We start from the raw sequence: 14,717 nt of genomic DNA, 5'->3' as shown, positions 1-14,717 counted from the left end.
CCCTGTGCGAGCCCGACGGCCCCGGCTACTCGGGGGTTGAGGAACATCCGTGCCAGATCGTGCGCTAAGCCCGAATTGCCGCTGGTGGGCACCTGACGGGTCGTCGATGCAAGGGCGGTCGTGAAGTCGTTCCACAGATAGTGTCCTGTGTTGCGCGTCACAAAGTACCGCTCCGACTACCGCGGTCGGCCGATGACCGGGCGGGGGCATCGTTGAAGCAGGTACCCATGTGCACCGAAAAGCCCCCGGGGTCGTCAGGGCCTGGGCCCCGGGGCTGCGTGCAGCATGAGTCGTCAGCTCGGCTTGGGTTCCGGATCCGAGGGTCGGAACATCTTCCAGACCCAGTGGCCGTCATCGATTTGGGCCAGCAGGATGCGGTCCTGCTCGTCCGCGTCGTCGGTCGCGTCCCGCGCGTCGCGCCGCGCCATGGCGACCGCGAACAGCAGATCGGTATGGAAGTCCTCCGGCAGCTCGGGGGCCCCGCGTCCGCCGTCCTGGGTGTCGGCCAGGACTACGACCTCGTCGGAGCCGAGCTCGCTTGCCCGGACCTGGTTCTCGCGCATGCTCAGGTAGCTGATGGCGTCGGCCCTCACCAGAGTCGACTTAGGGGTCCCCGTCGCCGGCCGGTACCTCTTCCTCATGATCCAGACGTGCTTCACGCTGTCCCCTCCCGGAGATCGTTGGGTGTGGCCATCGTGACCGGAGGCACTGACAAACCGGCCGTTCCGGATCGGTAGGTCCCCGCTCAGCGGGGCCAGGCAGCTGGAGTCCTCGGCGGCAGTGGGATCTCGTCCAGCCGCAGCCACTTTTCCCGGCCGCTCTGGTCCGGCAGGCGGAACCGCACGTCCTGCGCCTCGTCCGACTCGTACGGGGCGTCTCCGACCGCCTGCAGCAGGGCGCGCAGCCTCTGGTGCGGGGCCTGCATCGCCCGGTCGCGTACGCCCTCGGCGCGCAGGGCGGCCAGCATGAGGGACGCGGTGTTCAATCCGGTACGCCGGTGACCGTCGGTGTGGGCGATCGCCTCCGGGTGTTCCACGATGGAGGCCAGGGCCTCGGGGCTGGCGACGGTGTACGTCACTACCAGGTCGCCTCGCTGCAGCACCACCTGTGCCCCCGGCTCCACCAGCGAGCCGTCCTCGCGGGTCGACATGGCCACCTTGCCTACCATCGGGCCCATGCCGATCTTCCGGACTTCGGCGAACTGCTCGATCGTCGGGTCCACGAACCGTTCGGAGTCGGGGAGGGCCAGGGCGCAGTGCCCGTTCCACTCGGTTCCCGTCCAGCTCGGTGTGAGCGAGCCGTAGAGGGTTCCGGCGCCGTTCTTCTTCTGGATGGCCACGGTGACCGGCAGCAGTTCGGCCCGCACTCCGAGCTGGCCGTAGGCGTTGCGCAGCGTTGTACACGCATCGACGCAGATGTTCGCCGGCGCGCGGCCGTCCGAGAGTGCCGTCCACAGGAAGGGCAGCACCAGTTCCACGATCTGATCCGGCTTGGCGTGCTCCAGCATCCGCGCCATGAGGTCCATGCTCCCCGGCAGCGCCGGAGCCGCCCTGCGCGGACGCGGTAAGGAGGGACGGGAGACTCGCTTCTGCGGTGTCCGGTGCTTCTTGCCCCGCTGCTGTTTCGACATGGGCAGAGCGTAAGGATCTCAACCAGCCTTCCGACAGACCGCGTTGATTGGCCTGACGCGGCGACGCCGCAGGCTGTGGTCGCCGCGTCGCGGTTCAGCGGTCGCTGGGGGCGAGCAGGATGCGTTCAGGCGGTCTTCGTGACACTCCTTGACCTGGCGGCCTTGAGTGAGAGCGCCACCGCAGCAAAAGAGCCGGCACCGCGGGGCGGTACCGGCTCTCGGTGGTCTCGAGCAGCAACACGAGGCCGTGGGGTCCCTGTTCGGCTTGTCGTTGGAGTCAGCAGCAATCAGGGCAGGGCCCGCCCCTCTCGGTGCAAGCCCAGATGCGCGGATCGTGGCAGCGCGACAGATATCAACGCAAACGCGATTGGCGCATGCCTGCATCAACTCGTTCACTACCACCGGTGAGTGACACTCTTGTCGATTCGGATCAAGGTGACAGAGCCCCAGGTCACCGTCACGCACGCGGCAAGGCGCTGACGCTAAGTGACACATTCCGCGTCAACGCACTGGCCAGTGCGTTGAGACACCGATGCATCAACGACCGCCGAAAGACCATCGGGCGGCTCTGACGCCCTCTTGAGGCTGCCACCATCTTGTCCACGCGCATCACGCCGAGGGCGGCAGCAACCGCCTGCATGGTTTGCGTAGTTGGAGTCAGCAGCTGGTGTCCGGCGGCCCGTGGGTCGCCGGACCTGAGAGTCAGGGAGGCCCCGTGCCGAAGTCCCAGTCCGTCTCCTGCGTGGAGAGCGGATCCTCGTCCCGGAGCAACCGTCGGCGCAGCTGCGCGGTCTGTTCAGCGGGCGCCTCCGCCATGCGCCCGTACGTCGCGTACCAGTCGATCTGTGCCTGCAGAAGCCCCTCGGGGAAGACGTGCGCCACGCTCAGAATTAGATCACTTGTTCGATTTCTGAGTCACCTCGAAATCCGTCAGCGGAACGCTGACGGGCCTGCCGCTCCCGGATGGCCGGGGGCGCAGACGACCGTTTCCGCCCCCGGTGGATGATTGGAACGTGATCGGAGATTCCTGCGTCACGGGACGTCCACGGACTCCCAGGAGTGCATGCGCCCGGCATAGCCCGCGTCCATGTGCTGGCACTGCTCGAACTGTCCGAGCAACGGCACCGAGGTGATCGTGGGGAAGAAAGCTCGGCCGTCTTCGAACTGCGGGGTTGTACTCCATGAGTACTGCTCCCGGTCCCGGAGGATGTGGTGGACCATCCGGGTCGCGTAGCCGCGGCGCTGCCAAGGGCCGGTCACGCGGACCTTCAAGACCACGCCGGTCCGGCAGTCGTCGCACACTTGCCAGACCAGGCGGGCGAAGTCGTAGTCGTCCGGCTGACGGCACTGGATCTCTCTGATGCCGGCGGGCACGGTCGGCGGCCGGTACCACCATGAGTCGTTGCCAGGGTCCACCGCCCACGTCCGACTGCTCCTCGGCAGCGAAACGCGTGAGGCGGGCACTGCCTGCCTTCTCAGAGCGCCGGATAGATGCGCCCATAGAGAGGTACGCCGCTCAGAGGTCATGGTGATGACGGTAGCCATGCTGGTCACCCCTGGGACCGTTTCCGAGCGCGGCAAGGAGGCCACGGTGCTTACGCATAACGAAGCTAGGGCGTCAGGGCTTCGCTCTCACAGCCACAGAAGAGGTCACGCAACCGCGGACAGCCGTCGTCACGGCCCGGTGCCGGCGGCTGGCTCATCCGGAGGGCGGCGCCCCGGGTAGGTGCCGCGACGTACCGGCACTGGGCGTCCGGGGACGGCGGCATCCAGTCCGCCGGGTCCTGGTCGCTCTTCTGTCGGTTGCTGCGGGCCGTCACCGCGACGAGGGAGACGTGCGCCCCCCTGGTCGTTCGCGTAAGCCTCCCGCCGCACTGCGGTCCAGTTGGGTTGCCAGCTTTGAGGCGCGTGGCCTGGATCGATCCGGTGAGTGCGCCCCGCGTGTCCCGCTCCGAGAAACAGGCGGGCATGTACGGCGGATTGCGCTGACTCCTGGTGGTTGCCTCCGACCGTCGGGCACGGTCGGCGTTCGTAGAACGCCATACAGGCGAACCCCGGCGTCGGGGGCCAACGTTGACTATGGTCATGATCACATCGACACTGTGGGCCTTTTTCTCCAGGTCAACCCTGTCGCGCAAGGATCTTCCATCACAGATTCATGCCAATCCTCTACCCAAGATCATCGAGATCCCTTATATTCAGGCAGGCCTTACCCTCCAGCATTTCCATGGAGGGTCCATGAGCACAAAACTGCCTCGGAGAGACACACTGTGAATACCCTAAAGAAGCGCGCTGCGCTCGGCGTAACCGCAGTCGCCGTGTTGGGAATGGGCACTATAATAACAGCCCCCGCCGCGCAGGCCGACACTATCTGCATTAGCGAGGGCATCTGCTTCACTCAGCCCAACGGCAACATCATCAACGTCAATTTCAGCGCTGTTCCCACGTGCGGTACGTCGACGCCGTATCCGGGTTCCATCGGCAACAACTACATCCGCAACCGCAGCACCCATTGGAACGTCAAAATCTACTACGACTACAACGGCGACGGTAACGTCACCGAGTCGGAGCGGGTTATCACCCTGGCCGCAGAAGGCCACGGCCAAAACGCAACGACGTTCAACCCCAGTTCCCGCTACTACTACTGCAAAAACTGACCCCAGTGCGCTAGTTGGACGCAGCCGCCGGACCATTCCGGGGCGACTGCCGTCCCGCGGTGCCTCAGTTGGGCAGCGCAGCTGTCGCCTGAGGGACAGGCTACGACGCTGGTAGATACGTTAACTATTAAGGGAGCCAGTGAAAGCACGTAAAGCGGGCAAGCGAATCAAGATTCTAACGACCACCATCGCAGCGGCCGTGACGCTGGGTTTTCTGGCCACAGCTCCCGCCCAGGCAGCCACCACCTGCAACAGTGATCGCCTATGCCTCTATGAGCCCGGTGGAAATATTCGAAACATTGACCCCGATATGACCATTTCGGTGTGCAGCTCTCTGGGGAAAAACCTGCTGACCGGATTCTTTCAGGCGCGAAATAGATCGAATAGGGCTTTTGAGATATATTACAATAGTTCCTATATAACTAAACTAGACGTAGGAGAGACCATTCAGTTCAACTCTTCCTCTACGTATGCCTTCTGCCAGTGGGGGCGGTAATTTCGGTGCCAGCCCCGGGGCCTCATCGATGACCCCGGGACGGACCTGAGCGGGCCCGTGATGGCGGCTGGTACGAGCGGCGGCTCTGGGTGGCAACACGAGCGCTCCGGGTTTCCCGAGTCCTCTGGAGATCGGCACGGGCCTGCCCCTCGGACTCATGGAGCCTGGGGTGCTGCTCGGCGATCCGCGCTCGCAGTGCCTTCTCGGTCCGTGCATCGGTGGCGACAGCCCGGTACTTGGCTGCGGTCTCCCGGGCTTTGGCGGCCTGGCCGTGGGCACGGGAGAGGCGCCTCTCGTCGCCGGTGTCGATCTGCTGGACACGGGCGGGGGCCAGGACCTCGCGCATCTCGGTGAGCCTGGCCGCGAGGGTGTCGACGTCCGGGGCCTGGCGCTGGGTGGCACCGAGCACTGTGGCGTAGGGACTGCTGCGCACCGTCTCCCACGCCGCCTCGGCTGCGCGGGAGGCCGCGATCCGGGCGTCGGCGGACTCCCGCCGTCCCACGGCGCGGTCCTCGGTGGCCTGCTGGGTGAGCTGGTGGTGCTCCTTGCGGGAGGTGCCCGCCAGGCGGAGCGCGATCCTGCCCTTGCCGTCGGCGGCCTGCAGGGCGCGCAGATGCTCGTCGGCGCTGGCCGCCATCGCGGCCGCGGCCGTCTGACGGTCCTGCTCGGCGCGGGCGAGGGCGAGCTGCTCGTCGGCGCGGTCCAGCAGCGGGTAGATGGGTGCGACCTCCCGCTGTCCCCGGGTCTGGCAGTGGGCCTGGCCGTCGGCGATCTGCTGCAGCAGATCGCGCTGGATCGCCTCGGCTTTCGCGGCGGAGCGGTCCTCGTCGGTGGCGGCCGCGGTGCTGGCGGTGATGAGCCAGGCCAGCTGCTGGTCGGTCCTGTCGCCGAAGGGGCGGCGGTTCCACGCTCCGACCCCGGCGAGCTCCCGTTCCTCCTGCATGTCGGCGATCCGGTGCTTCTGCTCCTCCGTCAGCCGGTACTCACGTTGCTGGGGTTGGGCCTCGCGCCGGCGTTGGTCGTGGACGGTGGTGGAGCGGGCGCGGGCCGCACTGGCGACGACGTTCTGCGTGCGGGTCGGGGACGGAACCACGGCCGGGGCCGGAGGCTCGTGCAGGAGGTCGGAGACCATGGCGTCCGGCCTCGACTGCCCGAGGAACCGGGCGTAGCTGTCAATGGCGCGCTCCAGGCGCTCCTTCTCCGTACGGGCGTCACCGAGCCGGGCCCGGGTGTCCTCGCTCTCGATGACCGCGAGCGGGAGCCACAGGTGGTTCGCCTTCTTGCCCGGGTGTGAGTAGTTGCCGTACAGAAAGTGCCGCTGAGATTGATCTTGCTGGCGCTGGGCTACTTCGCGGGCGCTTGGAGCTGCCGGGGTACGTCACCGGCGCGCAGTTCCCGCAGGTCCGGGATGTGGTTGTAGAGGGTGCCGGGTGAGACCGGCAGGTCGCGGGCGGCGCGGATGACTGCCTCGGTGGCGACGCTGGGACGTCCGCCGACGCGGCCGCGGGCGCGGGCGGCGGCCAGGCCCTCGTTGGTGCCGATGACGATAAGTTCGCGGATGAACTCGGCGAGCGCGGCGAAGACGTGGAAGATGAGCCGGCCGCCGGGAGTGGTGGTGTCGAGGTTCTCGTGCAGCGAGGTGAAGCCGATCCCGCGGTCACGGAGTTCGGCGACCATGTTGATGAGGTCCTGGAAGCTGCGGCCGTAGTGGTCGAGCGGGGGGACGACGAGGGTGTCGCCGGCGTCGAGGAAAGCGTGGCACGCCTTCAGCTCGGGGCGGAGCGCGGTCTTGCCGGACTTCTTGTCCGCGAAGATCTTCCGGCACCCGGCGGCGGTGAGCGCGTCCAGCTGCCGCTCCAGCTTCTGCCCGCCGGTCGACACCCGGGCGTATCCGATCTTGATCTCGGTGCGGACGAGCGGTTCGGCGACGAGTAGGTCCGGCCCGGCGGCCGGTTCGAGGGCGGTCATGACCCCGGAGCATGTCAGAAAACGGTGGTCTGAGGTTCTTGAACGACCCAGGTTATTGAAGGGGTTCTTGAAGGCCCTGCGGGGTCCGGGAGGCCCTGTCGGGCGATCTTCAGAAAACGAAGGTTTTTTGAAGCCCCGGGCATCACAAACGATCCATGGTTTCCTGAATTCAGGATCGCATGTACTGTTGTGGTGTGCTGACTGTTGCCTCCGACATCGAGGTGCTGGCCCGGTTCGGCCGCGCGCTCGCCGACCCGATCCGCTGCCGCATCCTGCTCGCCCTGCACGATGCCCCCGCCTATCCGGCCGACCTCGCCGACGCCCTTGGCGTCTCGCGGACCCGGCTGTCGAACCACCTCGCGTGCCTGCGCGACTGCGGCCTGGTCGTCACCGTCCCCGACGGCCGCCGCACGCGCTACGAACTCGCCGACGAACGCCTCGGCCACGCCCTGGACGACCTGCGCACCGCCGTGGTCGCGGTCGAGACCGACCGCACGTGCCCGGACGCCGACGAGAAGGGCTGCTGCTGACCATGACCGCGGACATATCCATCTCCCTCGGTCCCTCCCCGGCCCGCCGCGAGGCGCTCACCCGCCGGATACGGCTGCTGGTCGCCGCGACCATCACCTACAACGTCATCGAGGCGATCGTCGCCATCACGGCCGGGACGATCGCCTCTTCCACGGCCCTGATCGGCTTCGGCCTGGACTCGGTCATTGAGGTGTCCTCCGCCGCGGCGGTCGCCTGGCAGTTCTCCGCTCGCGAGCACGCCGTGCGCGAGGCGAGGGAGAAGACCACCCTGCGGATCATCGCGGTGTCCTTCTTCGCCCTCGCCGCGTACGTCACCTTCGACGCAGTCCGCGCGCTGACCGGCACCGGCGAGGCCGAACGGTCCGTCCCCGGCATCGTGATCGCCGCCCTGTCGCTGGCGATCATGCCGTTCCTGTCGGCCGCCCAGCGCAAGGCCGGCCGCGAACTCGGCTCCGCCAGCGCGGTCGCCGACTCCAAGCAGACCCTCCTGTGCACCTACCTGTCCGCCGTGCTGCTGGTCGGCCTGGTCCTCACCGCCGCCCTCGGCTGGTCCTGGGCAGACCCGATCGCCGCGCTCGTCATCGCCGTCATCGCGGTGAAGGAGGGTCGCGACGCCTGGCAGGGCAAGGGCTGCTGCGTGCCCACGGCTGCGGCGGTGCCGTCCGCCGGCGCCGGGGCGGACGCGTGCGGCTGCCGCCCCGGCTGCGACTGCTGCTGACCTCCACCACCCGCCACGAGGGGCCCAGGCTCGGCGCCGGGGCCCCTCGCCGCGTACGGGGCGGCGGGCGGCGGCCCTACTCCTCGTTGTCGGCTTCCTCGGGGGCGTCCGGGTCGCGCAGCGGGCGCAGGCCCTTGCCGGGGCCGCTGGCCTGGATGTTGAACAGATAGCGGCCCAGGAAGTTGATGTGCCGGTCCTTGAGCGGGGAGAGGAGGGCGACGTCCTCGTCCTTGATGTCGTGGCCCTCGGCGCGGAGCGCCGCGACGGCGGCGTCCAGGTAGCGGGTGTTCCACAGCACCACGGCGTTGAGGACCAGGCCGAGGGCGGCGAGCTGGTCCTCCTGGCCTTCGCGGTATGCCTGGCGGATCTGGCCCCGGCCGCCGTGGCAGATCGCGCGGGCGAGCCGGTGGCGGGACTCCTGCACGGTCAGCTGCCGGTTCATCAGCCGCCGGTAGGTGTCGTCGACCGGGTCGACTAGGGCGAGCAGGTGCATGGTCTTGTCGATGCGCCCGTACTCGGCGAACGCGGCCCCCAGCGGGGTCGGGTGCCCCTCGCGGCCGAACATCCGCAGCAGGTCGTACGCGCGCACCTGGTTGGTGATGAGCGACCCGGCCACCCAGAGCATGTCCGGCCAGTGCGTGGCGATCCGCTTCAGGTTCACCTTGTTGCAGGCCACGGCCTCCAGCTGCCCGTACCCGGCGGCCGCCGCCTCGCCGTCGGGCAGGTCGGCCCGCCAGAACCGCTAGTCGGCCAGGTCGCGGAAGCGTGGCGCGAAGCGGAAGCCGAGCATCTTGTAGAGGCCGAAGGCCATGTCGGAGTACGAGGCGTTGTCCGTCGCCACCATCTCCGGCTTCACCCCGCCGTCCAGGTTCAGCAGGGTGTCCAGGGTGTAGAGGCTGTCGCGCGGGGTGCCGCGCACGACCATCGCGCCGATCCCGGCGACCTGGTCGTTGACGGCGTTGAGCCAGGTCACGCCCCGTTTGTAGCCGTAGTACTTGGGCGAGGGTCCGGTGTTGATGCTCTTGACCGGGACGACGAAGCGCAGGCCGTCGACGGAGGCGAGCAGGCCGCCGCCCACATCTGGGCCAGCTCGATACGGGACTGCGCGCCGATCAGCGCGGCGTTCGCCGCGGCGATGGTGTCGGCGCGCAGGTAGTTCTGGTCGACGTGCGAGAGGCGCGAGCGGGTCAGTGCCTTGCTGGCCGGGTCGATGACCGGGGTCAGGCCGATGTTGCAGCTCTGCGCAACCAGCAGCGCGACCAGGGAGACGAGCAGGCCCTCCATGCGGGTACGGGCGGTCCGAGACGTGCCCGAAGGAGTCCAGGAACCCGGTCCAGGAGTGGACCTCGAACAGCAGGTCCGGCAGGTCGATCCTGGGGAGCATGGCCTCCGTGGTGGCCTTCAGCCAGGTCAACGACTCCGGCTCGCCCACCGCGCCGAGCTTGTCCACCGACAGCTTCGCCCGGCCGCCGCCCTCGGGAACGACGATTTCCACCTTCGCGTCGGCGCCGGCCTCCTGAAGGCGGTCGGTCATCTGCCGCCACGCCGCATCGAGCCCGCGGGTGAGCTGGGCCAGGTGCTCGGTCGCCTCCTCGGTCAGGGACAGGCCCGCCAGTACGTCCGGGCGCATCGCCTCCCACCGCGGACCGTCCAGCAGCCGGGCGCGCGGATCCGCCCACCGGTTCGACGGGGCGGCGAACACGTCGCGCCGGCTCAGGGCGCGGTGCAGCTGCTCCAGCACGCACACCACGTACGCGTCCCGGTAGACCGCCCCCTGGGGCAGCTTGGCGTTGGAGAACACCGCGCGCTTCCACATCGCGGGCACCAGGTCGCCGTCGACCTCGCGGGGAAGCAGCGGCCGGTCCTTGACCCGGCGGCGCGAGAGCGCGGGCAGGCGGCGGACCGCCTTCAGGATGCGCCGCCCGGCCGGGGCCGCGTCCAGCGCCTCCAACTCACCCAGCAGGGACAGGAACGGGCGCACCGTGTTGTAGCGCAAGGCGAGTTTCTCGCGCATCGCCGCCTCGGCCGACCCGTCGTCCTCAGGCACCAGGGCCTCCACCGTCGCAACGGCCCCGGCCACCGCGGTGCGCGGCACGGTCTCCTCCACCGCGGCCCACAGCGCGGCGACGTCCAGGTCCGCGTCATGCTCGGCGACCAGGTCCAGCTCCTCGGTGAGGCTCCTCGACGCCTTCGCCAGGATCCGCGCCGCCTTCTCCAGCTGCGGCAGCATCGCCAAGCGTTCCCGGTCCGACGCCCGCCGGGCCGGGCTGATCAGCCGGTTCGCCATCAGCACCGCGAACAGGTCCAGCGCGTCGTCGACCGCCTGCGCCTCCAACTGCCGCACCACCGCCGTCAGCAGCGCGGTCCGCCGCGGCTCCGGTGCCCGCTCGATCGTCTGCGCCTTGCTCAGCTGCCCGTACCGGGCCAGCGTGGACAGCCGGTTCACCGGCACCCGCGACAGATTCACCCGCCCCAGCGCGAACGCGGAGATCTCCTCAACCCGCTCCATCGCACGGACCATCGCGGTGCCCGTCGACTTCACCGGCGGCGTGCGCAGCCGCTCCAGCTCCGAGACCCGCCTGCCCTCCGGCACCACCAGCAGCTCCGCCAGCGCCGGCGCGAGCGCGGGATCGGCCCGGTGCGCGGCGCGGGCCACCGCCTCGTACAGCCGCCGCTCGGCCGCCGTACGGGCCTCCGACACCTGCCGGGCCAGCACCGACACCCCCGGCAGCAGCACCCGGTTCTTCCGCAGCCACGTCACCGCGTGGTTGAACAGTGCCACCGGGCCCTCGGCGTGCGTCCACGCCCGCCCGTACAGGAACCGGCCGATGTAGCGGACCGTGCAGATCTGCACCGCCATGCCCAGCCGGTGCGCGTCCGTACGACGCAGCGCGATCAGATCACGGTCGTCATCGTCGAGGAAGAAGAACCGCTCCAGCTCCGGGCGCGTGGGCACCTCGGTGAACGTCCCGTACGCCTCGGCCTGCTCATCAGTCAGAAACTCCACCGGCACGAGGCGGACCGTAGCCAGCGCCAACAGCCGCCCGGCGGCCTTTCCACGAACCTCAGCGGCAGCCGCATCCCGTGTGCTAGCCGACCATGATCAATCTCAACGGCACTTCCTGTACCGCAACTACTCACACCCGTTCCAGTCGGGGATCTTCGACGTGATCGAGGGACCATCCCCGCGTGCGCGGGGAGCAGGGGCGGGATCATCTCCCGCATGCGCGAGGCCGGGGGCCATCCCCGCGTGCGCGGGGAGCAGACTGGGCGACCTGCGGGTTTACGGCAGGGGGGACGCGTTTTCGCACACTTTCACAGAAACCGGCATCACGACCATAACGGCCAAAGTTCGAACTGCCTCGCTGAGAGGTGAGTCGGCAGCTGGAAGGCTCGACTCTACAGAGACCAGCGAGCGGAACGCCGAACATCGCCAGACATACTCACCCCGCCAGTTCGGCACGGGCCTTCTGCAGCTGCTCGACGCCCACCGTGCCGGTGTCCGGCAGGCCCGCACTCTCCCAGGCGCCCTGCGCCCGCGCCACGACTCCGCCGGCGTCGTCCAGGAGGACCTTCTTCGCCATGTTCACCGAGATCGCTCCGTCGCCCAGGTCCACCAGGTGCGCGAGCATGCGTACGTTGTGCTGCCGGTTTCCCGCCTTCTCCTCGTTGTATCGGTAGACCAGCACCCACCGTCCGACCAGCGAGCGGGCCCGCTCGATCAACTGACGGCCGCGGTCCGTCTCCTCCTGCTCCGTACGGATGTTCTCCGCGTCCCCGGACGGCGGCCGCAGGGTGAGCAGGCCGCGGCGGCTGGTCTCCTCGATCTCGACCTTCTCCAGGAACGCGACAAACGTCTTCGCGCTCTCCAGACGGTCGACGTCCTGCGCCGCCTGCTTGGCGACCATGTGCAGGTCCACCGTGAGCGTCTGGACGCGACGACCCCAGGAGGCTTCCTCGCCGGGCGGGCAAGGGCCGGCGGCCTGGGCGGCGGCGATCACAAGGCTGTAGTCCACACATCCATCATCGCGCGCACCGCCGACATCGTGACTCCGTCCGTCGTCCTCTTCCCTTCAGAATCCTCGGAACGACGAGACAGTCCTGAAGGCCCTTCAGGATAACCAGGTCTCAGGAGGAGGTGAAACGGGCAGTCAGAAGGCCATATGGCGCCTATATTTGAGGTATCCAGGCCCTACCGGGGAAGGTAAGAGATGCCAGCGCACTATGTGCGCATCGCTGGTGCGCAGGCAACGCTCGTAGCTCTCACTCCCTATGGTTCGAAGCGAAGGGCCGCCGAGCGGCGGCCACGAGGGAGTTCAGATCATGTCCATCGCTGACCACCGGGATCAGCTCCATTCGCAAGCAGAGATTGCCGCGTTGGCGGGCGTCTCACGGGCCTCCATCACGGAGTGGCGCCGCATCCCCGGCTTCCCCTCCCCCGAGCGCGGCGGGGACCTGGAGCTGTTCCGGCGCTCCGAAATCCTCGCCTGGCTGGATGAGCGGCCCGTTCCCCGAAGCCGGTTGCACGGAGATCCGGACGGTACGACGTACGGAGCACGGGCGCGCCGGACCCTCGTCGAAAGCACTCCGGCCGGTACGGAGGCGCCCCGGCCGGCCGTGCCCTGCAGCCGGCCCGATCCGCGTACCGCGGACCACGTGCGTGAGCTCATGGGGCAACTGTGCGACCGGGTCCGGGGAGCCGGCTCCAGGGTCGACTACGTGAACCTGCTCGTATCGCTGCACTTCCTGCGGCGGTCCGGCGGGGCCCACTGGGACGGCGTCTTCCAGATGTCCGCGACCGGGCAGGGCTCGGACGGCGCCGCCGCCCTCCTCCAGCACGTCGCCGCGGCCGTCGACCAGCAGCTGAGGCTGCTGGGCATGCGTCCGGCGATGCGCCAGGCGCTGGTGCGCCTCGAGCCCCGCTCGTACGGAGATCTAAGGCACGTGGTGCGCCTGGTGGGGGAACTCGGCCCGGGAGCCTTCGAGCTGATGCTCGACGAGTACGAGCTGCTCGCCGGGTTGGACAGCGGTGAGTTCTTCACTCCGCGCGCCGTGGCGCGCGTCATGGTCCGCATCGCGGTGGAGAACACGGCAGCCGGCGCCCCGCTGGGTGTCTACGATCCGTACGCCCGGGGCGGGGAGCTGCTCGCCGCGGCGACCACCTGGTGTGCTCAGCAGGGCACGGCTCCGCGCGAGATGCGGGTCCGCGGACTCACCCACGGGCGGGACACGGCACCGCTGGCGACGATGAACCTGGCCCTTCTCGGTGCGCGGCCGAGCGTGCATGTCTCCTCCGGCACACCGCCCTGGGCCGCGTCCACAGCGTCCCCCGCAGAGCAGTTCGACCTTGTCCTGAGCAATCCCCCGTTCAACATGCGCGACTCCACCGGGAAACCGCGCATCGAGGGCAACTGGCCGTACGGGCCTCCTCCCCTGGGCAACGACAACCTCGCATACGTACAGCACGTGCTCGGCTCACTGCGGGAGGACGGCGTCGCTGCCGTGATCATGCCCAACAAGGCGGGCAACTCCGCGAACGGCTCGGAGAAGAAGATCCGGCGGGCCATGGTGGAGCGCGGCGTGGTGAAAGCCGTCGTAGCCCTGCCGGACCGCTTGTTCTCCGACACGTCTGTGCCCGTCTCGGTGTGGTTCCTGGTCCATCCGTCACTGGCCTGTGACGAGATCCTGTTCCTCGACGCGCGGGAGGTGGGGACCCCGGTCCGGGGCAAGCGTGCCCTCCAGGACGCGGACGTAGAGGCGATCCTCGACGCCTACCGAGGCGGCTCGCACCCGGGCGACGACAGCGGGCGGAACCCGGCCGTGCCGACCGCGGTCGTGACCCGGGAGGCTGTCGGGAAGCAGGACTGGTCGCTCAGCCCGATGGACCACATCGACGCGTACAGACCCCGCCGGCACACCGCTGAGACCGCGCACGCGGAAGCCCTGGCCGAACTGGAGCTCCGTAAGCAGCAGGCTTGGGAAGCGGACGTCGCCGCGGCCTCCGCTCTGGAACAGGTGGAGCAGCGGGCAGAGCACGCGCAGCAGGAGAGGGCACTGCTCGACGCCACCGGATGGGAACGCGTGACGCTGTCCGACCTGTGCACGATCCAGGCGGGTCCGTCGTACAGCCTGCTGAAAGGGCACGTCACGACCGACGGCGGTGTGCCTCTGGTCTACCCCCAGAATCTGCGCGAGGGCCGCATCGCCGAACTGGCCGACGACCGGCACGTGACGGCGGAACAGGCCCGGCGCCTGGAGCGCTTCCTGCTCGGGCCCGAGGACATCGTCTGCGTACGGACCGGGGCCATGGGCCCTCCGGCCCTCGTACGGGACGCGGGGGCCGGCCGACTGATGAGCGCCAATGTGATCCGGCTCAGGATGGGCGAGAGGCAACGGGCGCACGTCCACCCCGGCTATCTCGCGGCCTACTTGGGGCGGCCCGAGTCGGTTGCCTGGGTACGGGACCGCGCGACCGCGACGGGTGCGCCGTCCATCAGTGCTGCGGCGCTGGGCAACCAGCCCGTACTGCTTCCCCCCTACCCGGAGCAGCAGCGCGTCGTCGCGGTCCTCGACGCGCTCGACGCTCAAGCCGCGGCCCACGGCCGCCTCGCTGCGGCAGTCGCTCACACCCGGACGACCGTGGCGGAACGTCTGATGCTCTCGGATCCGGACGATGCCGCCGATGTCACGCCGCCGAAGACCGGTACGCGCTCATGA

General features: G+C 68.8%; 11 protein-coding genes and 2 pseudogenes. 4 read left to right on the top strand and 9 right to left on the bottom strand.

Annotation, left to right across the window (positions count from 1 at the left end):
• Positions 1–293: 293 nt before the first annotated feature.
• The 5 genes and pseudogenes from ACZ607_RS33730 to ACZ607_RS33710 all read right to left on the bottom strand — a co-directional run.
• Positions 294–659 (bottom strand): hypothetical protein, encoded by a 366-nt coding sequence (locus ACZ607_RS33730; RefSeq protein WP_469741450.1) that lies wholly within the window; start codon positions 657–659, stop codon positions 294–296.
• 86 nt (positions 660–745) lie between these two features.
• The gene (locus tag ACZ607_RS33725) at positions 746–1,516 is read right to left on the bottom strand and encodes a hypothetical protein (RefSeq protein ID WP_469741448.1); all 771 of its coding nucleotides are present in this window, start codon (positions 1,514–1,516) and stop codon (positions 746–748) included.
• 816 nt (positions 1,517–2,332) lie between these two features.
• Entirely contained in the window at positions 2,333–2,512 is a 180-nt protein-coding gene (locus ACZ607_RS33720) for a hypothetical protein (protein ID WP_469741446.1), read from the bottom strand.
• Between the two features lie 150 nt (positions 2,513–2,662).
• Positions 2,663–3,046, bottom strand: a complete 384-nt coding sequence (locus tag ACZ607_RS33715) for a hypothetical protein (RefSeq protein WP_469741443.1) — start codon at positions 3,044–3,046, stop codon at positions 2,663–2,665.
• Between the two features lie 314 nt (positions 3,047–3,360).
• Positions 3,361–3,520 (bottom strand): annotated as a pseudogene (locus ACZ607_RS33710) (HNH endonuclease); the annotation flags it as partial.
• Positions 3,521–3,900: 380 nt separating this feature from the next.
• On the opposite strand from ACZ607_RS33710, the gene ACZ607_RS33705 reads away from it, so the two are divergent.
• Positions 3,901–4,287, top strand: a complete 387-nt coding sequence (locus tag ACZ607_RS33705; RefSeq protein ID WP_469741441.1) for a hypothetical protein — start codon at positions 3,901–3,903, stop codon at positions 4,285–4,287.
• A 518-nt stretch (positions 4,288–4,805) separates the two neighbouring features.
• Here ACZ607_RS33705 and ACZ607_RS33700 read toward each other — a convergent pair.
• Together ACZ607_RS33700 and ACZ607_RS33695 are read right to left on the bottom strand one after the other, a co-directional pair.
• Positions 4,806–5,915 carry a hypothetical protein gene (locus tag ACZ607_RS33700; RefSeq protein WP_469741439.1) on the bottom strand — a complete coding sequence of 370 codons (1,110 nt, stop codon included), beginning with the start codon at positions 5,913–5,915 and terminating at the stop codon, positions 4,806–4,808.
• Between the two features lie 212 nt (positions 5,916–6,127).
• The gene (locus tag ACZ607_RS33695) at positions 6,128–6,751 is read right to left on the bottom strand and encodes a recombinase family protein (RefSeq protein WP_469741437.1); all 624 of its coding nucleotides are present in this window, start codon (positions 6,749–6,751) and stop codon (positions 6,128–6,130) included.
• A 194-nt stretch (positions 6,752–6,945) separates the two neighbouring features.
• Between ACZ607_RS33695 and ACZ607_RS33690 the strand changes: the two genes are divergently transcribed.
• Together ACZ607_RS33690 and ACZ607_RS33685 are read left to right on the top strand one after the other, a co-directional pair.
• Positions 6,946–7,281, top strand: a complete 336-nt coding sequence (locus tag ACZ607_RS33690; protein WP_469741435.1) for an ArsR/SmtB family transcription factor — start codon at positions 6,946–6,948, stop codon at positions 7,279–7,281.
• A 2-nt stretch (positions 7,282–7,283) separates the two neighbouring features.
• Complete coding sequence (locus ACZ607_RS33685) at positions 7,284–8,000, top strand: cation efflux transmembrane domain-containing protein (RefSeq protein WP_469741433.1); 717 nt, start codon at positions 7,284–7,286, stop codon at positions 7,998–8,000.
• Positions 8,001–8,076: 76 nt separating this feature from the next.
• Here the strand turns inward: ACZ607_RS33685 and ACZ607_RS33680 are convergent.
• Together ACZ607_RS33680 and ACZ607_RS33675 are read right to left on the bottom strand one after the other, a co-directional pair.
• Positions 8,077–11,013 (bottom strand): annotated as a pseudogene (locus tag ACZ607_RS33680) (Tn3 family transposase).
• A 430-nt stretch (positions 11,014–11,443) separates the two neighbouring features.
• Positions 11,444–12,016, bottom strand: coding sequence for a hypothetical protein (locus tag ACZ607_RS33675; RefSeq protein WP_319654286.1), 573 nt, complete (start codon positions 12,014–12,016; stop codon positions 11,444–11,446).
• 640 nt (positions 12,017–12,656) lie between these two features.
• On the opposite strand from ACZ607_RS33675, the gene ACZ607_RS33670 reads away from it, so the two are divergent.
• Positions 12,657–14,717 (top strand): type I restriction-modification system subunit M/S, encoded by a 2,061-nt coding sequence (locus ACZ607_RS33670; RefSeq protein WP_469741430.1) that lies wholly within the window; start codon positions 12,657–12,659, stop codon positions 14,715–14,717.

This window comes from Streptomyces sp. NPDC104381 (assembly GCF_055583745.1).
The sequence above is the reverse complement of the archived record's forward strand: the minus strand, read 5'-3'. Positions and strand labels throughout refer to the sequence as shown.